Origin of the sequence: Marisediminicola antarctica (assembly GCF_009930795.1) — a bacterium.
Taxonomy (GTDB): Bacteria; Actinomycetota; Actinomycetes; order Actinomycetales; family Microbacteriaceae; genus Marisediminicola; species Marisediminicola antarctica.
The window spans coordinates 1,078,133-1,101,126 of record NZ_CP017146.1 but is presented as its reverse complement, the minus strand read 5'-3'; the positions used below and the strand labels follow the sequence as shown (position 1 = coordinate 1,101,126).

Annotated in this window: 22 protein-coding genes, 2 pseudogenes and 1 riboswitch; of the genes and pseudogenes, 5 read left to right on the top strand and 19 right to left on the bottom strand. The window is 68.6% G+C overall.

Features of this window, described 5'->3' with window-relative positions; all coding sequences use genetic code 11:
- Positions 1–18 precede the first annotated feature (18 nt).
- Genes BHD05_RS05240 through BHD05_RS05225 form a run of 4 tightly spaced genes read right to left on the bottom strand, consistent with a single transcriptional unit; the run spans position 19 to position 2,930 of the window.
- The gene (locus BHD05_RS05240; protein ID WP_161885498.1) at positions 19–345 is read right to left on the bottom strand and encodes a hypothetical protein; all 327 of its coding nucleotides are present in this window, start codon (positions 343–345) and stop codon (positions 19–21) included.
- Positions 342–809, bottom strand: a complete 468-nt coding sequence (locus tag BHD05_RS05235) for a pilus assembly protein CpaE (protein ID WP_161885497.1) — start codon at positions 807–809, stop codon at positions 342–344. Before BHD05_RS05235 ends, BHD05_RS05240 begins: the two co-directional genes overlap by 4 nt.
- A gap of 56 nt (positions 810–865) precedes the next feature.
- Positions 866–1,969 carry a VIT1/CCC1 transporter family protein gene (locus BHD05_RS05230; RefSeq protein ID WP_161885496.1) on the bottom strand — a complete coding sequence of 368 codons (1,104 nt, stop codon included), beginning with the start codon at positions 1,967–1,969 and terminating at the stop codon, positions 866–868.
- 46 nt (positions 1,970–2,015) lie between these two features.
- Positions 2,016–2,930, bottom strand: coding sequence for an aldose 1-epimerase family protein (locus BHD05_RS05225; protein ID WP_161885495.1), 915 nt, complete (start codon positions 2,928–2,930; stop codon positions 2,016–2,018).
- Between the two features lie 53 nt (positions 2,931–2,983).
- Between BHD05_RS05225 and galT the strand changes: the two genes are divergently transcribed.
- From galT to BHD05_RS05210, 3 genes are read left to right on the top strand one after another with little or no spacing between them, the layout of a single operon-like run.
- Positions 2,984–4,069, top strand: coding sequence for a galactose-1-phosphate uridylyltransferase (gene galT / locus BHD05_RS05220; protein WP_161885494.1), 1,086 nt, complete (start codon positions 2,984–2,986; stop codon positions 4,067–4,069).
- A complete protein-coding gene (gene galK, locus BHD05_RS05215; protein ID WP_161885493.1) occupies positions 4,066–5,223 on the top strand; it encodes a galactokinase in 1,158 nt (385 codons plus the stop codon). Before galT ends, galK begins: the two co-directional genes overlap by 4 nt.
- A gap of 32 nt (positions 5,224–5,255) precedes the next feature.
- Complete coding sequence (locus tag BHD05_RS05210; RefSeq protein WP_161885492.1) at positions 5,256–6,035, top strand: hypothetical protein; 780 nt, start codon at positions 5,256–5,258, stop codon at positions 6,033–6,035.
- A 272-nt stretch (positions 6,036–6,307) separates the two neighbouring features.
- On the opposite strand, the pseudogene BHD05_RS16110 reads toward BHD05_RS05210, so the two are convergent.
- The 12 genes and pseudogenes from BHD05_RS16110 to BHD05_RS05155 all read right to left on the bottom strand — a co-directional run.
- Positions 6,308–6,370, bottom strand: a pseudogene (locus tag BHD05_RS16110) (hypothetical protein); the annotation flags it as partial.
- A 9-nt stretch (positions 6,371–6,379) separates the two neighbouring features.
- Positions 6,380–6,544, bottom strand: a pseudogene (locus tag BHD05_RS05205) (tetrahydrofolate dehydrogenase/cyclohydrolase catalytic domain-containing protein); the annotation flags it as partial.
- 78 nt (positions 6,545–6,622) lie between these two features.
- Complete coding sequence (locus BHD05_RS05200; protein WP_161885491.1) at positions 6,623–8,119, bottom strand: NAD-dependent succinate-semialdehyde dehydrogenase; 1,497 nt, start codon at positions 8,117–8,119, stop codon at positions 6,623–6,625.
- Entirely contained in the window at positions 8,116–9,303 is a 1,188-nt protein-coding gene (locus BHD05_RS05195; RefSeq protein WP_161885490.1) for an iron-containing alcohol dehydrogenase family protein, read from the bottom strand. Before BHD05_RS05195 ends, BHD05_RS05200 begins: the two co-directional genes overlap by 4 nt.
- The gene (locus tag BHD05_RS05190; protein ID WP_161885489.1) at positions 9,300–10,250 is read right to left on the bottom strand and encodes an NAD(P)-dependent oxidoreductase; all 951 of its coding nucleotides are present in this window, start codon (positions 10,248–10,250) and stop codon (positions 9,300–9,302) included. The genes BHD05_RS05195 and BHD05_RS05190 overlap by 4 nt, the downstream gene beginning before the upstream one ends.
- A 42-nt stretch (positions 10,251–10,292) precedes the next feature.
- The gene (locus BHD05_RS05185) at positions 10,293–11,804 is read right to left on the bottom strand and encodes an aldehyde dehydrogenase (RefSeq protein WP_161885488.1); all 1,512 of its coding nucleotides are present in this window, start codon (positions 11,802–11,804) and stop codon (positions 10,293–10,295) included.
- Positions 11,801–12,904: a mandelate racemase/muconate lactonizing enzyme family protein gene (locus tag BHD05_RS05180; RefSeq protein ID WP_161885487.1), complete on the bottom strand. Its 1,104-nt coding sequence runs from the start codon at positions 12,902–12,904 to the stop codon at positions 11,801–11,803. Before BHD05_RS05180 ends, BHD05_RS05185 begins: the two co-directional genes overlap by 4 nt.
- Positions 12,905–12,928: 24 nt before the next feature.
- Positions 12,929–13,438, bottom strand: a complete 510-nt coding sequence (gene fae / locus BHD05_RS05175; protein ID WP_161885486.1) for a formaldehyde-activating enzyme — start codon at positions 13,436–13,438, stop codon at positions 12,929–12,931.
- A complete protein-coding gene (locus BHD05_RS05170; RefSeq protein ID WP_161885485.1) occupies positions 13,439–14,377 on the bottom strand; it encodes a glycine betaine ABC transporter substrate-binding protein in 939 nt (312 codons plus the stop codon). It abuts the gene before it with no gap.
- 44 nt (positions 14,378–14,421) lie between these two features.
- Complete coding sequence (locus BHD05_RS05165; RefSeq protein WP_161885484.1) at positions 14,422–15,213, bottom strand: ABC transporter permease; 792 nt, start codon at positions 15,211–15,213, stop codon at positions 14,422–14,424.
- A gap of 2 nt (positions 15,214–15,215) precedes the next feature.
- Complete coding sequence (locus BHD05_RS05160; RefSeq protein WP_161887361.1) at positions 15,216–16,328, bottom strand: ABC transporter ATP-binding protein; 1,113 nt, start codon at positions 16,326–16,328, stop codon at positions 15,216–15,218.
- A gap of 1 nt (position 16,329) precedes the next feature.
- The gene (locus BHD05_RS05155; RefSeq protein WP_236966654.1) at positions 16,330–16,995 is read right to left on the bottom strand and encodes an ABC transporter permease; all 666 of its coding nucleotides are present in this window, start codon (positions 16,993–16,995) and stop codon (positions 16,330–16,332) included.
- 152 nt (positions 16,996–17,147) lie between these two features.
- Here BHD05_RS05155 and BHD05_RS05150 point away from each other — a divergent pair, with 152 nt between their 5' ends.
- Positions 17,148–18,005 (top strand): IclR family transcriptional regulator, encoded by an 858-nt coding sequence (locus tag BHD05_RS05150; protein WP_161885483.1) that lies wholly within the window; start codon positions 17,148–17,150, stop codon positions 18,003–18,005.
- A 30-nt stretch (positions 18,006–18,035) separates the two neighbouring features.
- On the opposite strand, the gene BHD05_RS05145 is transcribed toward BHD05_RS05150, so the two are convergent.
- A complete protein-coding gene (locus BHD05_RS05145; RefSeq protein WP_161885482.1) occupies positions 18,036–18,914 on the bottom strand; it encodes a bifunctional methylenetetrahydrofolate dehydrogenase/methenyltetrahydrofolate cyclohydrolase in 879 nt (292 codons plus the stop codon).
- Positions 18,908–20,194, bottom strand: coding sequence for a serine hydroxymethyltransferase (glyA, locus tag BHD05_RS05140; RefSeq protein WP_161887359.1), 1,287 nt, complete (start codon positions 20,192–20,194; stop codon positions 18,908–18,910). The genes BHD05_RS05145 and glyA overlap by 7 nt, the downstream gene beginning before the upstream one ends.
- Before the next feature lie 75 nt (positions 20,195–20,269).
- Positions 20,270–20,353, bottom strand: a riboswitch (ZMP/ZTP riboswitch).
- 71 nt (positions 20,354–20,424) lie between these two features.
- Between glyA and BHD05_RS05135 the strand changes: the two genes are divergently transcribed.
- Positions 20,425–21,651 carry a low temperature requirement protein A gene (locus BHD05_RS05135; protein ID WP_161885481.1) on the top strand — a complete coding sequence of 409 codons (1,227 nt, stop codon included), beginning with the start codon at positions 20,425–20,427 and terminating at the stop codon, positions 21,649–21,651.
- 23 nt (positions 21,652–21,674) lie between these two features.
- On the opposite strand, the gene BHD05_RS05130 is transcribed toward BHD05_RS05135, so the two are convergent.
- A complete protein-coding gene (locus tag BHD05_RS05130; protein WP_161885480.1) occupies positions 21,675–22,910 on the bottom strand; it encodes an MFS transporter in 1,236 nt (411 codons plus the stop codon).
- Positions 22,911–22,994 lie beyond the last annotated feature (84 nt).

Here is a 22,994-nt window from a genome sequence, read left to right as displayed (position 1 = left end):
CTGAGCGGTCGGGGCCCGCTACTTCGTGTCGCGCTGGTTCTCGTCCCTGTCGGAGTCGACGTACTCGCCGGCTTCCTCATCAGCGTCGACTTCGGTGCCGGCGCCGTGGTCGACCGGGGTGACGTAGTCACCCTTCTCATCCATCGACATCGGCACGGTGTCTGCACTCGTCACGTGCTGGTGCTCGCCCCCGCTCACGTAACTGCCCTCGTCCTCACTGGCGAGCGGCTCCTCCTTCGTACCTTCGCCGTGATCGACGGGGTATACGTAGTCAGCGGATTCGTCGGCGGTCGGCACAGCTGGCTCGTGGGCGTGGTCCGACTCGGTTCCATCATGATGTGTCATGAGATCCACGGTACGTCAGCCGCCTGATCATCAATAGGGCTTGCCGAGGAGAGGTCAATTAGGGCAAGCAGCGCGCGTCCGTATGCGTCGGCTGCATCCGAACCGGTGAATGACACCGTCCTGCCCGCGATGACCGCTTCGACTCGGTACACGGATTCGCCGTCCCAAGTGCCGGTATCGCGTTGCAGGCTGCGGAACGTCGCGCGGAGGAGCTCGCGCAGCTGGTCCTCCCGCGGAAGCCAGAGCGCGTCCTCGAGGTCGACCGAGTCAAGCGCCCACTCGGTCGTGCCGTTGAAGCCGAGGATCGTGCCGGTCGGATGCTCGTAGGCCTCGACGGTCATCTCACTCACCGTGAACACGTCGGCGTCGACTTCTGGCCGGTCGATGCGGAACGCATCCCCCGAGGCGGGATGCCACGCGAGTCCGGAGTCATGAAGCGCCCTGGCCAGTTCGGTGGAAATCATGGGCAATTATGCCCACACGAGGCTGGATATCGGATGCCGGTCGGCGACGTCGCCGGTCAGCCGACGACCGTGCCGAACGCGAGGCCGAGGAGGTAGGTCGCCGCGGCAGCGCCGTAGCCGATCGCGAGCTGTCGCAGGGCGCGCCCTAGCGGCGGACCGCCCGACAGGATCCCGACGACGGCGCCGGTTGCGAGCAGGGCCCCACCGACGAGCACCGCGGCGATGACGAGCGCGGCGATGCCGCTGATGCCAAACAGGAACGGGATGATGGGAATGATCGCCCCCGACGCGAAAAAGCAGAAGCTCGTCGTGGCGGCGCGCATCGCGGAGCCGACGGCTTCGTGGTCGTCACCGTCGTTGCTCGAGTCGCGCAGCGCGTGGTCGGCAAGCATGTCGCCCGCACGCGCGGCGGCCTCCTCCGGGGTCATCCCACGGGCACGGTAGACCAGCGCGAGCTCATTCGCGTCGACGTCGAGGTCGGGAACGACGTTGCCCGTCCTCGGGTTGGGGGTGGACGATTCGAGCAGCTCACGCTGCGACCGCACCGAGACGTACTCCCCCGCCCCCATCGAGAGCGCGCCGGCGAGCAGCCCGGCCACGCCGGTCAGCAGTACCGCGCCGGGGGCGAGGCCGCTGGCGCTGACCCCGGCGACGAGGGCGAGGTTGCTGACGAGCCCGTCGTTCGCGCCGAACACAGCTGCGCGGAAGCTGCCGGAGAGCCGACTTCGACCACGCGCGGCCAGTCCACGCACGACTTCCTCGTGGATGCGCTCGTCCGCGGCCATCGCGGCCGTCGCATCCGCGTCCTTCTCGTAGGGCGACCGCGACTCAGACCGTTGCGCGAGGGCGAGCACGAAGACCGACCCGAACCGGCGGGCGAGGAAGCCCAGCACCCTGGTGCGCGTGTCGCCGCCGCTGCGCGGTTCCGCGTCGTCGCCGAGCAGGGCGATCCAGTGCTGCTGGTGGCGCCCCTCGGCCTCGGCGAGCGCGAGGAGGATCTCGCGCTCTTCACCGGAACGCCGCGCGGCGAGGTCGCGGTAGACGGCCGCCTCGGCGCGCTCGTCGGCGAGGTAGCGCCTCCACCGGCGGATGTCGGACGGGCTCGGCTCGCGAGCCGTGCCGCCGGCCTCCCGCGACGGGGGCAGTGGCGTGACGTTCATGGTCCTCCGGTCGAGCACGGCGGCGAGGAAACTGGCCCCCGATCAACTACCCAGAATAACGGATGCCCCAGTCGAGGTTCCACGACTGCCCCGGTTCCAGCCAACGCACGCCCTCACCGCTGTTGAAGGCGTTCGCCGGCGCGGTCATCGGCTCAATCGCGATCGCGAGGCCGATCTCCCCGTTCCGGGGGAACTTGCGGTTCGTGAATACCTGCACCCAAGCCAATTCCGCGTCGCGCCAGAGCTCGACGAAGCGGCCGTCTGGGGCGGTCAGCCGATGCGTGTCGCCCGCCCCGACCCCGCCGAAGCCGTCGTCGAGCTGAAGGTCGCCGACCCGGCGGCCCGCCCTGAGGTCGTAGGCGGTGCCGTCGACCAGAGTTACCGCGACCGGGTTGAGGCGGTCATCGACCTCGATGTGGGTCGTCGCGGGGAGTGTGAGGGCGAGGTCGTCGACGGGCACGTCGCCGAGGCGCAGATAGGGGTGCGCGCCGACCGCGACGGGCGCACTCGCTGTGCCGACATTGTGGATGCCGTGCGTGACGGTGATCCCGTCATCCGTCAGCGCGTAGCGCACAGTCGTCTCGAGTTGGAACTTGTAGCCATGCTGCGGGAACACGGTCGCCGCGAGTGTCACGGAGTCGGCGCTACGTTCGGCGACACGGTAGCCCGTGTTTCGAAGCAGTCCGTGGATGGCGTTGCCCCGCTCAACCTCGGTGAGGTCGAGCTGCTGTGCGCTGCCATCCAGCATCCATACCCCATCGCGGATGCGATTCGGCCACGGGGCGAGCACGATGCCGGAACCCCAAGGCGGGAGTGAAGCGTCGGGGTAGGTCTCGACGAGATCGATTCCGTCGACCGAGAGGGCGCGGAGGCCAGCCGCAAGCTCCGTTATGATTGCCCGTGATTGCCGATTCCCGCTCGTCCTCGTGAGTGCGAATTGTTCCCCGGTAGGTGGTCTCATGCGCCCAAGACTAGGGGAATATCGGTGCTCGTCTGTCGAGAGAAACAAGGCTGATGGCTCCCATTACGAAGCGCGAATATGTTCTTGCCGACGGACGGGAGTTGATCTACTTCGATGACGCCGACTCCACGCTGAACCCCGATCGCAAACCGGATGCGCGTGTGCTCGACCCTCGTCCGACGACCGCGACGATGCGCCAGGATGTCCTCACCGGGGAATGGGTGTCGATCGCCTCGGCGCGGCAGAACCGTGTCTTCCTCCCGCCGGCGCACCTCGACCCGCTGGCTCCCGCGACCGACACGAACCCGTCGGAGGTCCCCGACAACTACGACGTCGCGGTCTTCGAGAACCGGTCGCCGTCGTTCGGCCCCGAGCTGGGCGACGTGCCCGCCGCCGGGAGCATCGGCATCGGCCGCACGCATCCGTCCATCGGCCGGTGCGAGGTCGTCTGCTTCAGCCCCGAGCACGAGGGGTCGTTCGGCAGCCTGAGCCAGTCGCGCGCTCGCACCGTGATCGAGGCGTGGGCCGATCGCACCGCGGCGCTCTCGGCGCTGCCGGGCGTCGAGCAGGTGTTCCCATTCGAGAACCGGGGCGAGGAGATTGGCGTGACGCTGAGCCACCCACACGGCCAGATTTACGCCTACCCCTACGTCACCCCCCGCACCCGCCGCCTGATCGACCAGGTCGACGCGCTCGGCCCCGACCTGTTCGAGCAGATTCTCACGAGCGAGCGCGCCAGCGAGCGCGTCGTGCTGAGCGGCGAGCACTGGACGGCGTTTGTGCCTTTCGCGGCGCGCTGGCCCATCGAGGTGCACATGCTCCCCCACCGCCACATCCCGGATTTCACTGCCACCAATGAGGCCGAGCGAGACGAGCTGTCGAGCATCTACCTGCGCCTGCTGCGCGGCATCGACGCGCTCTACGACACTCCGACGCCGTACATCGCAGCCTGGCACCAGGCTCCGGTCACCGAGAAGCGCGACGAGATCCGCCTCATGCTCCAGGTCACGTCGCCGCGTCGCGCCGAGAACAAGCTCAAGTACCTCGCCGGGTCCGAAGCTGCGATGGGCGCCTGGATCGGCGACGTCGCGCCGGAGCAGGCCGCCGCATTCATTAGAGAAGGAATCGCGAAAGCATGACCGACATCAGAGACGAGGTTCGGGCGGGCTTCGCTGAGACCTTCGGATACGAGCCGATCGGCCTATGGTCCGCCCCCGGCCGGGTCAACCTCATCGGCGAGCACACCGACTACAACGAGGGCTTCGTGCTGCCGTTCGCGATCAACCGGCGCACCATCCTCGCGCTCGGCCTGCGCTCCGACCGGATGCTGCGCATCGCGAGCTCATTCGCCGACGAGCTGGTCGAGCTCGACCTCTCCGAGCTCAGCACCGACAACCTGCACGGCTGGTCAGCCTATCCGCTTGGCGTCGCCTGGGCACTCGGCGAGCACGGCGCCGACCTCGGAGCCGTTCCCGGCTTCGATATCTTTATCGACTCCGACGTTCCCGTCGGTGCCGGGCTCTCGTCCTCCGCCGCGATCGAGAGTGCCGTCGCGCTCGCCCTCAACGATGTGTGGCAGCTCGGGTTCGACCGCCGCACCCTTGCGCGGGTCGGACAGCTCGCCGAGAACAAGGCCGTCGGCGCCCCGACAGGGATCATGGACCAGTCGGCGTCGCTGCTCGGTAAGACCGACTCGGCCGTCTTCCTCGACTGCCGCACGCTTGAGTCCGAGGTCATCGACCTCGGCTTTGCCGCGGCCGGGCTCGAACTGCTCATCATCGACACGGGCGTCAGCCACTCCCACGCGACCGGGGGCTACGCCGACCGTCGCGCGTCGTGCGAGCTGGGCGCGAAGCTACTCGGAGTCACCTCGCTGCGCGAGGTCACGATCGACGACCTCCCCCGCGCTCGCGAGGTTCTCGACGAGGTGACCTTCCGTCGCGTGCGGCACATCGTGACCGAGAACCAGCGCGTGCTCGACACCGTCCGTACCCTCCGCGAGCAGGGCCCGCGGGCGATCGGCGATCTGCTCGATGCATCCCACCGCTCGATGCGCGACGATTTCGAGATCTCGGTGCCCGAACTCGACCTCGCCGTCGAAACCGCAACGATGAACGGTGCCCTCGGCGCCCGGATGACGGGCGGCGGGTTCGGCGGTGCGGCGATCGCCCTCGTGCCGACGGACGCGGTGTCGAGATTGCAAGTCGCTATCGATGGGGCGTTCGCCGAGCACGGCTTCGGTCAGCCTGATACTTTCGTGGTGAACGCTGCCAAGGGAGCCAGCCGCGACTAGCGGCGTGCTGCGCCTCAATTCTGGAGACCCTTGTGGCCATACCCCCTGCTCGTGCCGTCCGCTTCGCCGTGTCGTTCGTCGCCGTGCTGACCCTCGCCGGATGCACGAGTGCGCCCGCGGCGGAGCCTGAGCCCACGCCTGAGCCCACGGTCGAACCGTCCAAGGAACCGGTCGCCGAGAAGCCGGTGGAGCCCGATGACGTGCTCTTCACCGTCTCGGCAAAGGTGCGTGCAATCGACGGAACGACGTTGGGGATCTCGCTTACCGGACGCACGCCGATCGCCGCGACGGAGGAGTCGGCCGCGACGCTGGCTGAGAGCTTCGTCGAGCAGTGCGTCGCGCTCGACGGACGAAGCGTGTCCGATGCATCCACCCCGATCTCCCAGGAGTCCCTCGCGACGTTCGGCAGCAGCCTGCTGCGGATCGACCTCGCGAGCAGCCCGGAGGGCGAGACGTTCGTCGCCCCCGTCGACCTCCTGCTCGGCAGCCCGTACTACGCGAAAGTCGCCTCGGGCGACAAAGTGCAGGCGATCGACACCACCACCACGTGCACGGGGGGTTACCAGATGACCGGCTCGGGGTCCGGCACCGCCATCACCAACTACGAGAGCGGCGGCACGCGCCCGGACCTTGGCCAGTGGGCCTACGGGCACTACGGATTCACCGTGCCGTTCGAGTCCGGCGCGACGATCGAGGCCTGCCGGGTCGTCGTGACCGAGCTCGCGGCGCCCATCGTCGAGGATGTTCCCGGCTGGGATCCCGGCTCCGACGCGACCGGCATCTCCTGCGGGATCGGCTATCGCGGGGAGTAGCCGCTCCCACCTCGCAGCCACCGCCCCCCCCCCCGCCCCCGCCCCCGCCCCCGCGAGTCGCCCACACGGGTCCCCTCCAGGGCGCTCGAGGCAACACAAGTGGGCGACTCACGCCACCTCGGCGGGGCGCCGCGCGGCCGCTGATACGCGGGTGGCCGGGGTGCGCGAACGTAACTGAGGAGATGCGGCGGACACGCCGAGTGTGCGGGCGTCGCTGGGCGGCGAGTCGCCGCATCTCCTGCGTCACGTGCGATTGAGCGCGCGTCAGGAGCTCAGCGAAGCCGCTCGGCGGCCTCCACGACGTTGACCAGCAGCATGGCGCGCGTCATCGAACCGACTCCGCCGGGAACGGGCGAGAGGTACCCCGCGACACCGAGCACCAGCTGCCCCAGGACCATCGGGTGCAGTCGGTCGGCATCCTTGTCCGGGTCCATCAGCTCCAGCATCGCGTTCTCGTCGAGACCGGCGGGCAGCGGTAGCTGGATAATGTAGCCGGTCACCGTCGGGTCGGGCAGCTCTCCGGGAGCACCTGCGGCTCACGTGATCGCGGGGAAAGCGCGCCACCCGCCGAGCCTCGTCTCTGCGACCTAGCCGAGCGCCTCGGCGTAGGGGTCGGCGATGCCCACGTAGCGGGTCTCAAGATACTCCTCGATGCCCTCCGCGCCGCCCTCGCGCCCCATTCCTGACTGCTTGACGCCACCGAATGGCGCGGCAGGGTTCGAGACGATTCCTGTGTTGAGCCCGAACATCCCGACCTCGAGTTCCTCCGCGAGTCGCAGGCCCCTATTGAGGTCTCTCGTGAACGCGTAGGCGACGAGTCCGAAGGGAGTGTCGTTGGCGAGGCGGATCGCCTCGGCCTCGGTCGAGAACGTCACGATCGGCGCGACCGGCCCAAAAATTTCCTCCTGCAGGATGCCGGCATGGGTGGGAACGCCAGTGAGCACTGTCGGCTCGTAGAAGTATCCGGGTCCGTCGATCGGGTGCCCGCCGAGTGCGAGGGTCGCCCCGTCGGCGATCGCGGAGGTGACGAGCTCGTGGACCTTGTGCCGCGTGCCCTCGTCGACGAGCGGACCGATCTTCGAGGTGGGGTCGGTTCCCCGGGCTACGGTGTGCGCCCGCATCCGCTCGACAAGACGGGAGGTGAACTCCTCTGCCACTCCCTCCTGCACGAGGATGCGGTTGGCGGCGGTGCAGGCCTCGCCCCCGTTGCGGAGCTTGGCGAGCATCGCGCCGTCGACAGCCTTGTCGAGGTCGGCGTCGTCGAAGACGATCAGCGGGGCGTTGCCGCCGAGTTCCATCGACACGCGGAGCACCTGCTGCGCGGCATCCGCGATGAGGCGCCGGCCGACCTCGGTGGACCCGGTGAAGGAGAGCTTGCGCAGGCGGGGGTCGCGGATGAGCGGCCCGGTCACGGCGCCCGCGCTCGCGGTCGGGATGACGTTGAGCACGCCGGCCGGCAGCCCCACCTCGGCGAGCACCTGCGTGAACAGCAGCGAGGTGAGCGGGGTGAGCGCGGCCGGCTTGAGCACCATCGTGCAGCCCGCGGCGATCGCCGGGGCGATCTTGCGCGTCGCCATCGCGAGTGGGAAGTTCCACGGGGTGATGAACAGGCTGGGCCCGACGGGGCGCTTCATGACGAGCAGTCGGCTCTTCCCGTCGGGCGCCATCGCGAATCGCCCGCTGATGCGCGCCGTCTCCTCGGAGAACCAGCGGAGAAACTCCGCGCCGTAGGCGACCTCACCACGGGACTCCGCGAGGGGCTTGCCCATCTCGAGCGTGATCAGCAGGGCGAAGTCGTCGGCCCGCTCGGTGACGGCGTCGAAGGCGCGGCGCAGGATCTCGGCCCGCTCCCGCGGCGCGGTCCTCGCCCAGTCGTGCTGGGCGGCGACGGCGGCGTCGAGAGCCGCTGCGCCGTCCTCGGCGGTCGCGGACGCGATGGCGAGCAGTGTTCGACCCGTCGAGGGGTCGATCACGTCGAGGGTGCCACCGTCGCTCGCGTCGCGCCAGGCCCCGCCGATGTAGAGGCCGGTGGGCAGCGACGCGAGCAGGGCGGCCTCGTCGGCGGGGGTGGGCGAGTTCGTCACAGGGCAGCCTCCAGGATGCGGGTGATGTCGGATGCGACCGGCACCCGCGGGTTGTTGACCGTGACCGCGTCGGCGAGCGTGTCGTCGGCGAGGGAGGCGAGGTCGGCGCCGGTGACCCCGAAGGAGCCCAGCCGGGCGGTCATCCCGACGCGGTGCGCGAGGTCGGCGATCGCGGTGATCGCCGACTCGGCGTTGGATGCGTCGGATGCCGCGGTGTCGCCGACCCCCAGCGCGAAGGCGACGCGCGCGATGCGCTGCTCCCGAGCCTCGAGGTTGAAGCGCAGCACCTCCTCGATCACGATGCACAGCGCGAGGCCGTGCGGGATGCCGAACCGTCCGCCGAGTGGGTGCGCGATGCCGTGCACGAGCCCGAGGCCCGTGTGCGAGAAGCCGACCCCGGCGATGTGGGAGGCGAAGAGCAACTGCGAGCGCGCCTCGATGTCGCCCCCATCGGCGACCGCGCGAGGCAGGTACTCGGCGACGGTCGAGATGACCTGCAGCGCGATTCCGTCACTGTAGGGGTTGGGCATCAGCGACAGGTACGACTCGAGCGAGTGCGTGAGCGCATCCATCCCCGTCGCCGCGGTGGCCGCGGGCGGCAGCCCGACCGTCAGGTCCGGATCGAGGATCGCCGTCCGCGCGAGCGCGCTCGCGGAGCCGACATAGAACTTGCGCTGCGCCGAGACGTCAGTGATCACCCCGAAGGCGTTGACCTCCGCCCCGGTGCCCGACGTCGTCGGAACAGCGACGATGGGGAGCGCCTCCCGCTCGAAGCCGCTCCGGAAGTCGAGGTCGATCCCGCGATTGGAGTTGACCGCACCGAGAGCGATTCCCTTCGCGGCATCCATCGACGACCCCCCGCCGACCGCGACGATCGCCTCGACCCCGAGGTCGCGGGCGAGGTCGCTGCCGAGATCGAGCGAGGTTGTCGTCGGGTTCGGCACGACCCCGTCGAACACCGACACGACGATGTTCGCGCCTTCGAGCGAGGCCCGCACCGCCGCGACGACGGGTGACCCCGCCAGGAAGGCATCCGTCACGATCAGCGCGCTGGCGGCACCGGTCGCGGCAGTGGCGCTGCCCACTTCGCTCACTCGTCCCCGACCGAATCGGGCGAATGGCTTCGGGTCGAGGTCGATTCTCATCTGCTCGAGCGGGGTGGACTGTGGGGGGAGGGAGTTCATGCGACCGCCGTAAGGATTGGCCCGGTGTCGGGGGCGACGCGCCGTAGTGGCGCGCCGATGAGGTCTTCGTAGAGTTTGACGGGTGTCATCTCGCCGGCCAGATCGCCGTACTGCGCCTTCGCGCGACGGTAGATCTGCTCGACGAGACTCGAGAGCTCCGACGGAACGCCGACGGATCGGGCGAGATCGACGGACAGGCCGAGGTCCTTGCAGGCGAGGGCGATGGCGAATCCTTCGTCGTAGTCGCCGTGATCGAGGATCGAGAGCACGTCGTTCTCGATGAAGTTGCTGGTGGCGGGGCTGGCGATGATCGACTGGCGCAGCACCTCGAGGTCGACGCCCGCCTTGACCCCGATCGCGAGCACCTCGGCGGTGGCGACAAGGTGCGAGAACCAGAGCTGGTTGATCATGAGCTTGACCGCGTAGCCGTTGCCGGCGGCACCGACGTGCATGATCCGCTCCGGATCACCCATCGCCTCGAGGACGGGGCGCACGAGTTCGACATCGAGCACGTCGCCGCCGACGAAGATCTGGAGGGTGCCGTTGGCGGCGCCGACGGACATTCCCGACACGGGCGCATCGAGGATGCGCAGATTCCGGTGCCGGTTCTCGGCGCGGACGCGCTGCGCGACCTCCGGAACCGAGGTGGACATGTCGATCCACACACCGCCGTCGGAGATGCCCTCGAGAATGCCGCGTGGTCCGAACACGACGGATTCCACGTGGCGGGGGGTGGGGAGCATTGTGATGACGATGTCGCTTGCCGCGGCGACGTCGGCGGGGCTCCCGGCCCAGACCGCTCCACCTGCGACGAGCTCATCCGCGGATTCCCGGCGGATATCGGTGACGACGAGCGAGAAGCCCGCCTTTTGGAGGTTCCGGGTCATTCCCGATCCCATGTTGCCCAAGCCGATGAAGCCGACCGTGGTCGACTGGTTTTGGTTCATTGTCCTCAATCAGTGGTGTGGTGGTGAAATACCCGGCTGGTGTCAGTCGAGCGGCGTGGACCCGAGCTGGATCCACGTTGTCTTCAGGGAGGTGTACGAGTCGAAGGCGTGCAGGGATCGGTCGCGGCCCGAGCCGGACTGCTTGACCCCGCCGAACGGGGTGATCACGTCGGCGGCGTCGTAGGTGTTGACCCACACGGTGCCGGCGCGCAGAGCCCGCGCGACGCGGTGCGCCGTCGTCACGTCGCTCGTCCAGACCGACGCGGCGAGTCCGTACGCGCTGTCGTTGGCCACACGCACCCCCTCGGCTGCCCCCCGCACGGTCGTCACCGAGAGCGCCGGTCCGAAGATCTCCTCCTGGCCGATGCGCGATGCGTTCTCCACGCCGTCGTACACGGTCGGTTCGACGTAGAACCCGTTCTCCAGCCCGGCTGGGTGCAGCCGTGCACCCCCATGCACAACGGCGCCCTCGGCCACCGCGACATCGACATACCCGAGCACCCGGTCGAGCTGCACCTGGCTCACGATCGGTCCGATCTGGGTGGCCGGATCGAGCGGGTCGCCGATGACGAGCGAGCGGCCGATCTTGAGCACCTCGGCGAGCAGGTCGGCGTGCACCGCCTCGTCCACGATGAGCCGGCTCCCGGCGTGGCAGGTCTGGCCGGCGTTGTAGAAGATCCCCCAGGCCACGGCGGAGGCACAGGCGGCGAGGTCGGGAGCGTCGGCGAGCACGAGCTGGGCCGACTTGCCGCCGAGCTCCAGGGAGACCTGCTTCGCGTTGGATTCCGCGGCGTAGCCGAGGAACGCCTTTCCCACGGCCGGTGATCCGGTGAAGGCGATCTTGTCCACGAGCGGATGGCGGCCGAGTGCCCGCCCCGCGATCGCGCCGAGCCCCGGAACGACGGAGAACACCCCGGCGGGAATTCCGGCCTCGGCCGCGAGCTCCGCGAGCTTGAGCGCCGACAGGCTCGTGTTCTCGGCGGGCTTGAGCACCACCGAGTTGCCGGCGGCGAGCGCCGGGCCGATCTTCCACGCGGTGATGATGAGGGGGTAGTTCCACGGAACCACCGCGCCGACGACCCCGAGCGGTTCCCGGCTGACGAGCGCGAGTGCATCCTCACCCGTGGGGGCGATCTCGTCGTAGATCTTGTCGAGCGCCTCCGCGTACCAGCGGAGGGTCCTCGCTGCGCTGGGGACGTCGACGTTTCTCGCATCGCTGATCGGATGCCCGGAGTCGAGCGATTCGAGCAGCGCGAGCTCATCGAGGTTCTCGAGCATGAGGTCGGCGAGCTTCACGAGCACGCGCTGGCGTTCGCGGCGGTCGGCGCGCGACCACACCCCCGACTCGAACGCGGCATGGGCAGCGGCCACGGCGGCGTCGACATCGGCCTCGCCGGCGGAGCTCACCCGGGCGATCAGCGATCCGTCCCGCGGTGCGATGCTGTCGAAGGTCGCGCCGTCGGCGGCGGCGCGGAATACGCCGCCGATGAACAGTCGTGTCTCGGGTCGGAGCGCGGCGGCTGCGGCGATCCAGTCCTCGTGTGTCGCGCTCATACGGTGTACCTCGTCACTGCGTCGTAGTCGATCTCCGCGCCGAGGCCCGCGGCCGTCGGCACGACCAGGTCACCGGCGGCGTCGATCCGGAGCGGTGTCATGAAGAAGTCCCGCCGCTCGGGCGACCACCTGGGCGGGTCGAAGGGAAACTCGAGGTAGGGGCCGGCGTCGACCCCCGCGGCGACGTGGAGGTTGGCGAGGAGCCCGAGGCCGTTGCTCCAGGTGTGCGGTGTGAACTGGCGGTGGCGCAGGTTGGCGGCCTCGGCCACCTGGCGGGTGCGGTACATGCCGACGGCGAGCGCGACGTCCGGCTGGTAGATGTCGAAGGCATCCGCCTCGATCAGTCCCATCATTTCGGGCATTGACCGCACCATCTCTCCCCCGGACACCTGGATGCCGGTCTGCTCGCGAACCCGTTTAGCCCCGGCGATATCGGCCTGCGGCAGCGGCTCCTCGAGCCAGAGCACGCCGAGGTCCCTCAGCTCCGCAGCCACACGCTGCACAGTGGCCAGCGGCAGCGCGGCCTCGATGTCGCCCGCCATCCGCCACATCTGGTTGAGGTCGACCATGAGGTCGAAGTCGTCGCCCACCGCCTCGCGGGCGGCGCGGACCGCGGCAATGCCCTCGGCGAGCCGGTCGCGGGCGATCCGGATCTTCATGGCTTTGAAACCCATCGCCTGCGCGGCGAGGGCCGAGTCGGCCCGCTCGGCCGGCGCCAGCAGCTCACCGGAGGAGGCGTAGGCCGGCAGGCGGTCCTTCGCCCCTCCGAAGAGCACGCTCACCGGCAGACCAGCGACCTTGCCGATGATGTCCCAGAGGGCTGCCTCCAGGGGCCAGTAGCGTCCGCCGTGGAAGTTGATTGTCTCGATCCGGCGCACCTGGTTGAGAATTTGCAGCGGGTCGGTGCCGATGAAGAGGTGCTCGAAGGCCTCGAATCCGTCCATCGTGTCGCCCGACCCGACCCCGGTGACCCCCTCGTCGGTCTCAACCTCGACGAGCGTTGCGGCGAAGCTCGTGCGCGGTGTCGGGTCCCACGCTGCGCGGAAGGGAGGGTCCAGCGGAAGACTGAGCCGAGTGAGCCGGATGGCGGTGATTCTCATAACTGTTCGGGATTCCTTTTGCGCTCAGGCTCTCGGGGTGAAGAAGGGGTTTGTCGGGGTGTTGCGCGCGGCGATGACCTCGCTCGTCGCGGGGAGTGACGCGGCGCCGTTCTGGAGCGCGGTGCGGGCGGACTCGCGGTTGTTGGCATACACCTGCTCGGCGTCGTCGGCGGCGGGATTCACCCAGACCGCGGCGATGACCACATGGCTGTCGGCCTGCTCGAGGGTGATGGTGCCGTCGGCGAGGGCATCCGCGACTCCGGCGGCGATCCCGGCCTGCGCCGGGCCCCAGATGAGGAGCCCGTGCGCGTCGTTCGCTGGAGCGGCCTTCGTGACGAACAGGGTGAGCGGTTTGACCGGCAGTGACGGGCGCAGCACGGTCACGAAGGGCACGTGCCCCTGGCTCGGGGTGGCGAGGGCAGTTGCCCACGCCACCCCTGCCGGCCCCTCGCGGTGGCCGAAAACCGTGTTGACGTGGGCGGCGTTGACGCCGGCGCCAATGAAGCTCTCGCCGAGCTGAAGGGCCTGGGCCATTTAGATCAGACCCAACTCGGTGAGCCAGTCGGCGGCGATGTCTTCCGGGTCTTCGCCCTCGACGTCGGCGAGCGCGTTGAGGCGCTGCATCTCTGCCGTCGTGAGCTCGGAGTTGACCTTCGCCATGACGTCGGCGATCGCCGGGTACTCGTCGAGGGTCGCCTGCTTGAGCGTGAAGCCGCCCTGGTAGACGGGGAAGAAGGACTCGTCGTCGTCCAGCACGGTGAGCCCCAGGGCGCTGATCCGGCCGTCGGTCGCGAAGACCTCGCCGAAGTTGCACACCTCGCCCTTCGCGGTGGTGTCGTAGATCACGCCGGTGTCGAGCAGAGCCACGTTGGAATCGGGCACATCGATCCCGTAGGCCGCCTTGAGTCCGGGCCAGCCGTCGTCACGAGTCGAGAACTCGCTCTCGATGCAGAAGGTCTGGTCGGCTTCGGCCAGTCCCGCGACGTCGCTGAGCGAGCTGACGCCGAGCTCCTCTCCCTTGTCGGTGAGGATGGCGAACGCGTAGGTGTTGTTGAACGGTGCCGCATCGAGCCAGGCGATGCCCTTGGCCGCGTCCGCTTCCTTGGTCGCCTCGAACTGGGCCTCCTCGCCGACGACGGGCGCAGTGTTTCCGTTGTAGGTGATCCACGACGTTCCGGTGTACTCCCAGTACCCGAGGAACTCGTCGCTCTCGAGCGCGGAGCGCACGTTTGCCGATCCCACGACGGTGGTGTTCGCCGAGGTGTCGGCACCGTACGCGTTGAGCAGCTGGCTCGTGATGTGGGCGAGGATGTACTGCTCAGAAAAGTCCTTCGCACCGATCTCGCCGGTGAGGCCGGCAAGCTCGTCGCCCTGGGCGCCCGCCTCGGCCGCCGGCGCGCTGGCCGAGCAGCCGGTGAGTGCGAGAGCGCCGACGGCGAGGACGCCGATCAGCGACATGGATTTCTTGTTCATTCGTGTCTCCTTGGTTTTTCGGGAACTGTGATTGGTCGAACTCTTCAGATGCCCCGCGGGCGGAGGATTTCCTCCGCGAGGCTGGCGATCCAGTCGATCAGCAGCGCGATGCAGGAGACGATGACGGCCCCCGCGATCAGCACGGGGAACCGCTGGAGTTTGAGGCCGTTGACGATCATGTCGCCGAGGCCGCCCGCGTTGATGAACGTGGCGACCGTCGCGACGCCGACGGCGAAGACGAGGGAGGTGCGCAGCCCCGCGAGGATGACGGGCACGGCGAGCGGCAGCTCGATCCGGGTCAGCACCTGGCCCGGCGTCATGCCCATCCCCCGCGCCGACTCTGTGATGTAGGGGTCGATCTGCGCGAGCCCGACCATGGTGTTGCGCAGCACCGGCAGGAAGGAATAGGCCACGAGCGCGATGAGCGCGGTCTGGAAGCCGATCTGCCAGATGATCGCGAGCAGGATGATGAAGCCGATCGCCGGCGTCGCTTGCCCGATGTTCGCCACGGTCAGAATCGTGCCGCGCAGCAGCCGTGACGTGGTGCGACTGGCGATGATCCCGGTGGGGATCGCGAGGACCGCCACGAGGAACGATGCGGCGAAGGTGAGGGCGAGGTGCTCCCGGGTGCGGAGCAGGATGTAGTCCCAGTTGAGGGTGCGCTCCATGATCGAGTCGAGCGGGATGATCGCGATCCAGGCGTACAGGGCGAGCAGCACCCCGATGATGACGATCGGCGTCGACACCCTCCGCAAGGTCCAGAAGCGGTCCCGTGACTGTTCGGTCTCGGCCGGCGCGGGACTGACCCGGGGCGCTGCGGCTGTCGAGGTCGCCATGCTCAGCGGCCCCCGACGGCGGGGATCGCCTCGGCGCCGAGCACCGCGGAGATCTGGTCGACCGTGATCGACGCGACGACGCGGGACGAGACGTCGGTCACGCCGATTGCCGGGGCCCCGGTGAGGATGAGCGCATCGAGCGCATCACGGAGGGTGTCGCCCTCGGGCACGGTGACACGGCCGACGGCGGCGCTGGCGGGGCCGAGCTTGGCGTGGTTGACCGGGATGAGTGCGAGCCTCTTGAGCGCTGCGCCGTGGCCGATGAAGGAGGCCACATAGTCGTTCGCCGGCGCGGTGAGTATGTTCGCCGGGGTGTCGAACTGCTCGATCTGCGACCGGTCGCTCAGCACCGCGATCCGGTCGCCGAGGCGCACCGCCTCATCGAAGTCGTGCGTGACGAAGATGATCGTCTTGCCGATGGTCTCCTGCAGCCGCAGGAACTCAATCTGGAGCTTCTCCCGGGTGATGGGGTCCGTCGCGCCGAACGGTTCGTCCATGAGCATGACGGGCGGGTCAGCGGCCAGCGCCCGGGCCACACCGATGCGCTGCTGCTGGCCTCCGGAGAGCTGCTTCGGGTACCGGTTGGCGAAGGTGCCGGGATCGAGCTGCACCACCGACAGGAGTTCGTCGACGCGGCCCGCGATCTTCGCCTTCGACCAGCCCAGCAGACGGGGCACGACACCGATATTCTCGGCGATGGTCATGTGGGGGAAGAGCCCGATCTGCTGGATGACGTAGCCGATATGGCGCCGCAGGTCGTTCGGGTCGAACGAGAGCACGTCCTTGCCGTCGATCTTGATCGATCCGGACGTCGGCTCGATGATGCGGTTGATCATCTTCATGGTCGTCGTCTTGCCGCATCCGGACGGTCCGACGAACATGATCAGCTCGCCCGGCTGCGCCTCCATCGAGAAGTTCTCGACCGCGGGCACCGCCTGGTTCGGATACCTTTTGCTCACGTCGCTCAGTTCGATGCGGGCGCCGCTCGTGTTCTTCACCGTGGTGATCGATGTGGTGGTGGCGATTGTCGCCGACGTGGAGGAGGAGCCGATGAGCTTCTGCGGGCGGGTGTTCGTCTCGGCGTTGGCAGAGTCGGTGGGTGTGGAGTTGGTCATGTCAGGCACGCAGCCCCTTCGCGGTTGTGTACTTGGTGATGCTGTTGAACAGCGCGTCGACGACGAGCGCGAGAATGATGACCCCGACGGTGCCGGTGAGCGCGTAGTTGAGAGCGTTCTTCGAGCCGAGCGAGGAGAGACCCTGGAAGATCATCTGGCCGAGGCCGGGGCCACCCACGTAGGCGCCGATGGCGGCGATTCCGATCGTGAGCTGGGCGGCGACCCGCACCCCGGTGACGATGACCGGCCAGGCCAGCGGCAGCTGCACCGAGAGGAGCACCCGGCTCGGGCTCATCCCCATCCCCTTGGCGGACTCCATGATCGCGGGCGACACCTCGCGCAATCCGACCACCGTGTTGCGAATGATCGGCAGCAGCGAGTAGACCGTGAGGCCGATGAGCGTCGGGGGCCAGCCCAGGCCGAAGATCGGAATCATCGCCGCCAGCAGGGCGAGCGAGGGAATGGTGAGGATGACGGCGGCGGAGGTCACGGCGAGGGAGCGCCCGATCGGGCGGTCCCAGACGAGCAGCCCGACGCCCACCCCCAGGACTGTTGCGAACGCGAGCGCCAGCGCGACGACGAGCATGTGCTCGCCAATGAGGATCAGGATGTCGTCGTACCTGCGCCCCCAAAAGGTCAGCAGGTTCCCGAAATCGAATTCCGTCACAGTTGAAGCTCTCCTTCACTCGTCATTGAGGATGCCTCCCGATGCGGGAAACATCCCGCTGAAATCATCTGGCTTCGGCGAGACTAGAGGGGCGGTTGTCTATTTAGCAACTTCTGTTGCGCATATGGCAACCAGTTCCTAGAGTGTGAGTCATGACCACGCCGGCACTCCCCCCTCGTCGCAATTCCGCGGGCCTGCGCCGAGATCTCGATCTGCTCGAAATACTCGGCTCCCCGGAGGCGGAAGCCAACGGAGGGCTTGGCGTCGTGCGGATCGCCGAGCTCGCCGGCCGGGACAAGGGACAAGTGTCACGCACGCTGGCGACACTGGCCGATGCCGGGCTCGTGGCCCGAGACAGCCAGAGCCTGACCTACCGACTCGGCTACCAGCTGTACGCCCTCGCGGCGCGCACCCTCGAGTCGCGGCTCGTGCGCGAGGCGGCGCCCTTCCTGCGCCGGGTGGTCACCGCGACGCATGAGACCGTGCACCTCTGCGTGCTGCGCGGGGAGAATGTGCTGACCCTCGCGAGCGAACTGAGCGAATATGCCTTCAGGGGCATTGGTTGGGAGGGGGTGAGCGTGGCCGCCTGGCGAACCTCGTCGGGGCGGGTGCTCATCAGCGATTGGCACGAGGACGATTTGCGCCGGTGGTACGACCTTCACGGCCACGACCGCCCCGTGACGGGACCCGTCTCTCCGGTACGGCAGGCCGAGGCCTTCGCCGCGCCGACAGTGGAGGGCACCCCGATGATCACCGACTTCGCGAGCCTGCTCCACGAGGTGGCACGCATTCGGCAGAGGGGATTCGCTACCGTCGATGAGGAATTCGAACTCGGCGTCGTGGGCGCCTCCGCACCGGTCTACGACTTTCGAGGCAACATCGTTGCGGCCATCAACCTCAGCGCACCCAAGGTGCGTCTCGGCCCACACCTGGACGAGGTGGGCGGCCTGCTCGCGCGGGTCGCCGGGGAACTCTCGACGCACCTCGGCGGGACGCCACGCGGCCGCTGAGCAGTCGGGTGGCACGACCGGACACGCACCTCAGCGCAGCCGCTCGGCCGCCTCCACGACGTTGACGAGCAGCATCGCGCGCGTCATCGGCCCCACCCCGCCGGGGACGGGCGAGAGGTAGCCGGCGACATCCGCGACACCCGGGTCGACGTCGCCGCGCAGCCGCGCCCTGCCGGTCTCCTCGTCGATCACGCGGGTAATGCCCACGTCGAGCACCGCGGCGCCGGGCTTGACCCAGTGCGGCTGGATGAGGCCGGCGACGCCCACGGCCGCCACGACGATGTCGGCCCGGCGCACCTCGCTCTCGAGATCCACGGTGCGCGAGTGGGTGAGGGTCACGGTCGCGTCGACGCCCTTGCGGGTCAGCAGCAGCCCGAGCGGGCGCCCGACCGTGAGCCCGCGGCCCACGACCACAACGTGCGTGCCCGCGATCGGAACGTCATACCGGCGCAGCATCTCGACGATGCCCGCCGGGGTGCACGGCAGCGGCGAGTCGAGCTCGCCGGCGACGCCGAGCACGAGCCGGCCCAGGTTCGTCGGGTGCAGCCCGTCGGCATCCTTGTCTGGGTCCATCAACTCGAGCATCGCGTTCTCGTCGAGTCCCGCAGGCAGCGGCAGCTGGATGATGTAGCCGGTCACCGCGGGGTCGGCGTTGAGCGCCGCGATCGCGTCGCGGACCTGCTCGGCGGATGCCGTAGCGGGCAGGTCGACGCGGATCGACTCGATTCCGACCTCGGCGCAGTCCCGGTGCTTGCCCGCGACGTAGGACAGCGAGCCGGGGTCACTGCCGACGAGCAGCGTGCCGAGGCCCGGCGTGATGCCGGCCGCCTTCAGCGCGCTGATTCGCTCGGTGAGTTCGGCCTTGACGGCGGATGCGGTGGCGACGCCGTCGAGCCGAACCGCTACCACTTCTCGAGACCGGGGTAGAGCGGGAATCCCTCGGTGAGGGTGAGCACACGTTCGCGCAGCGCCGCCACGTCGGGGTCGGGCAGCAGCGCGAGGGCGATGATGTCGGAGACCTCGGTGAACTCCGCCGCCGCGAAGCCGCGGGTGGCGAGGGCCGGTGTGCCGATGCGGAGCCCGGAGGTCACCATCGGCGGGCGCGGGTCGAACGGCACCGAGTTGCGGTTGACGGTGATGCCGACCGAGTGCAGCAGGTCTTCGGCCTCCTGGCCGTTCAGCGCGGAGTTGCGCAGGTCGGCGAGCACGAGGTGCACGTCGGTTCCCCCGGTGAGCACGTCGATGCCCGCCGCGGCGGAGTCGGGGGCCATGAGCCGGGCGGCGAGCAGTTGCGCACCCTCGATCGTGCGCGCCTGGCGGTCGCGGAACTCCGGCTGCGCGGCGAGCAGGAACGCGGTCGCCTTCGCGGCGATCACGTGCATGAGCGGTCCGCCCTGCTGGCCGGGGAACACGTTCGAGTTGAGCTTCTTGGCCAGGGCCGTGTCGCGGCTCAGGATGACGCCGGAACGCGGTCCCGCGAGCGTCTTGTGCACGGTCGACGACACGACATCCGCGTAGGGGACCGGCGACGGGTGCAGGCCCGCCGCGACGAGGCCGGCGAAGTGGGCCATGTCGACCCAGAGTGTCGCGCCGACCTCGTCGGCGATCGCGCGGAAGGCGGCGAAGTCGAGCTGGCGCGGGTAGGCAGACCAGCCCGCGATGATCACCTTCGGCTTGTGCTCGATCGCCTTGTCGCGCAAGACGTTCATGTCGATGAGGAACGTGTTCGGGTCGACGCCATAGGAGACGGAGTTGTAGAGCTTGCCGGAGAAGTTGAGCTTCATGCCGTGCGTGAGGTGGCCGCCGTGAGCGAGTTCGAGGCCGAGGATGGTGTCGCCCGGCGTCGCGATGGCCGACAGCACCGCGGCGTTCGCGGTGGCACCGGAGTGGGCCTGCACGTTGGCGAACTCTGCGCCGAACAGGCTCTTCGCCCGCGAGATCGCGAGGGTTTCCGCGATGTCGACGAACTCGCATCCGCCGTAGTAACGACGCCCCGGGTAGCCCTCGGCGTACTTGTTGGTGAGCACCGAGCCCTGCGACTCAAGCACGGCGCGTGAGACAAAGTTCTCGCTCGCGATCATCTCGAGCGTTCCGCGCTGGCGGCCGAGTTCTTGGCTTAGTACGGCGGCGATCTCGGGATCGACGACCGACAGCGGCTCGGCGAACGTCGAGGGAAGGCTATCTTGCACGATGGTGGCGGACTGGGGATTGGACACTGGCAGCTCCTTGGGACGGATCGAGCCCGAATGGGCTCGAATACTTGTCGTCGTGGCCCAGGCGTACGGCCACCAACCGTGTCAGTCGCTCCCCGATGGTTGCCCATCTCAACGCCAGTTGCGACGGGCCAACTCTACCGGCTCGCGCCGTGTCGGGCCACTTTGGTGGCCACGAATGAGCGCCTATGCCGGAGACTGTCAGGGTGCCCAGTGAGCAGAACGTGACCCCCGGCCAGGCGCCCATCGGATTTCGTCGCAATCTCATGCGCCCGGAGGACTCCGAGCGCACCGACAGGGTCACCTACATCGAGCTGTTCTTCGACCTCATCTTCGTCTTTGCCCTCACCCAGCTCTCCAACCACCTCTACGAGAATCAGTCGGTCCTGGGCGCTGCGGAATCGGCGGTGCTCGTCCTCGCACTCTGGTGGGTGTGGGTCTATACGACCTGGGTGACGAACTGGCTCGACCCCGCGCGCCTGTTGGTGCGCGGCGTCGTGATCGGGCTCGCTCTCGTCGGCCTCGTCATGAGCACCTCGATCTATGAGGCGTTCGGCGACCGCGGCCTTGCCTTCGCCCTCGCCTACGTGGCACTGCAGCTCGGGCGCACTGTGTTCATGGTGCTCGCGGCCGCCCGCCACGACGCGGAACTGTACCGCGAACTCGCGCAGGTGCTCGTCTGGCTGTCCATCGCGAGCGTTTTCTGGATCGCCGGGGCGCTGCTTCCGCTCGCCTACCGGCTTCCCGTCTGGGCTGCGGCCCTCGTGGTCGAGTACCTGTCGGCCAACCGCGGCTTCCGCATCCCCGGCATGACATCTGGGCGGCTCGGAGACGGAAGGCTTTCCGGAGCGCACATCGCCGAACGGAGCGCCCTGTTCGTGATCATCGCGCTCGGCGAATCCTTTCTCGTCACGGGCTTCGCGTTCGTCGATCAGGAGGCGTCCGTCGCGGGCGTCATCGGCGTGATCACGGCCTTCGTCACCGCCGTCGCGATGTGGTGGCTGTACTTCGATCACGGCGAACGGGCGGGGAGCCGCGCGATCGAGAACGCCGACATGCCGGGCAAGCTCGCCCGCGTCGCGTACACCTACGTGCACACCTTGATCATCGCGGGCATCGTGCTCGCCTCGGTCGCCGACAAGGAAATACTCGCGCACCCGGATGCCGGGATGAAACTTTCGACCGCGATCACGATCATCGGCGGGCCGGTTCTCTACCTGGTCGGGTTATTGCTGTTCCGCTGGGTCGTCGCCAGGGAGCTGCTGCGGTTCCACATCGTCGGTGTCGCCGTGATGCTCGCCCTGTTCGCCGTCGCGTTCACGTTGACCCCGCTCGTGCTGGGAGTCGTCGTCACCCTCGCGCTCGTCGGGGTCGCGTCGGCCGAGACGATCGTTCGGGTGCGGCGCGGCACCGACGATGCTGAGGCCGGCTGAGGCCGGCTGAGACCGGCTGGGGATCAGGCGCGCAGCGCCGCATCCACCCGGCGGCGATGGAGTACGCGGTCGCTCACGATGATGAGCACGACGGCGGCGGCGATGACTGCCGCCTCGATTATGGGGAGGACGCCGAGACCGAAGCCGTCGTAGATCAGGCCGCCGATGAGGGCGCCCCCGCCGATGCCCACGTTGAACGACACCGTGAACCAGGCCGATGCGAGGTCGCGGACCCGCGCGGACGCCGTCTGCAGCATCCGGGTCTGCAGCAGGGCCGGGCCTCCCCCAAAGGCAATCCCCCATACGACAATCGCGGCGATGACGAGCCAGGTGGTCTCGGGAAACAGCCCGATCACGAGCACGGCCAACGACGCGACGGCGAAGCTCACGGCGAGGCTCGCACGCGGGAACCGCGACGCGACGAGGCCGACGAGCACGAGCCCGATGGCGCCTGCGCCGCCGTACACGAACAGCAGCGCGCTGACACTTTCGGTGCTGAACCCCGCGACGGCCGTGTAGTACGGAACGATGAAGGTGTAGAAGAGGTAGTGCCCGGTCATGAGCGTGGCGGTGATCGCGCAGATCACCACGACGCCGAACACCGAAGGATCCTTGCGCCCCGGCAGCCGGATCTCGCCCGTGTGTAGTTCTTCGACGTGCCGGACCGGCGGCAGGAAGATCACCACAAGAATCGTGAGTATCGCGACGAGGCCGGCCATCGCCGTGAAGGCGAGCTGCCAGCCGAGCGCCTGCCCGAGCGCGGTTCCCAGCGGAACGCCCAGCACGAAGGCCGCGGTGGCGCCGGAGCTCGTAATCGCGACCGCCCGCCCGAGCTGCTTCTTGGGCACGAGGTATCCCGCGTAGGCGCCCACGACGGACCAGAACAGCCCGTGCGCGAGTCCACCGACGACCCGCGCGATGACCACGACGGTGTAGTTCGGGGCGATCGCGACCACGAGGTTCGTGATAGCGAACAGGCACAGCACAATGACGATGAGCGTCTTGCGTGGAACTCGACGGGTCATCGCGGTGAGGAGCGGCGCGCTCAGCACGACTGTGCCGGCGTAGAAGGTCACGAGCAGGCCGATGCGGGACTCGGAGACGCCGAGACCCTTCGCGAGGTCGGGCAGGAGTCCGGTGGGCAGGAACTCGCTCGTCACGCAGACAAAGATGGCTCCGGCGAGGATGAACAGGCCGATCCAGGGGAACGGCTTGTCGGCATCCGTCAGTCCGGTGGGGCGAGTGTCGGGCGCGGTCATAGGAAGAGGAACTTTCCTGTGGGTGTGGAGCGTGTCGCCGTCCGCGGGATGGAGCGGTCTGGCGCCATCGTGTCAAGAGTACCG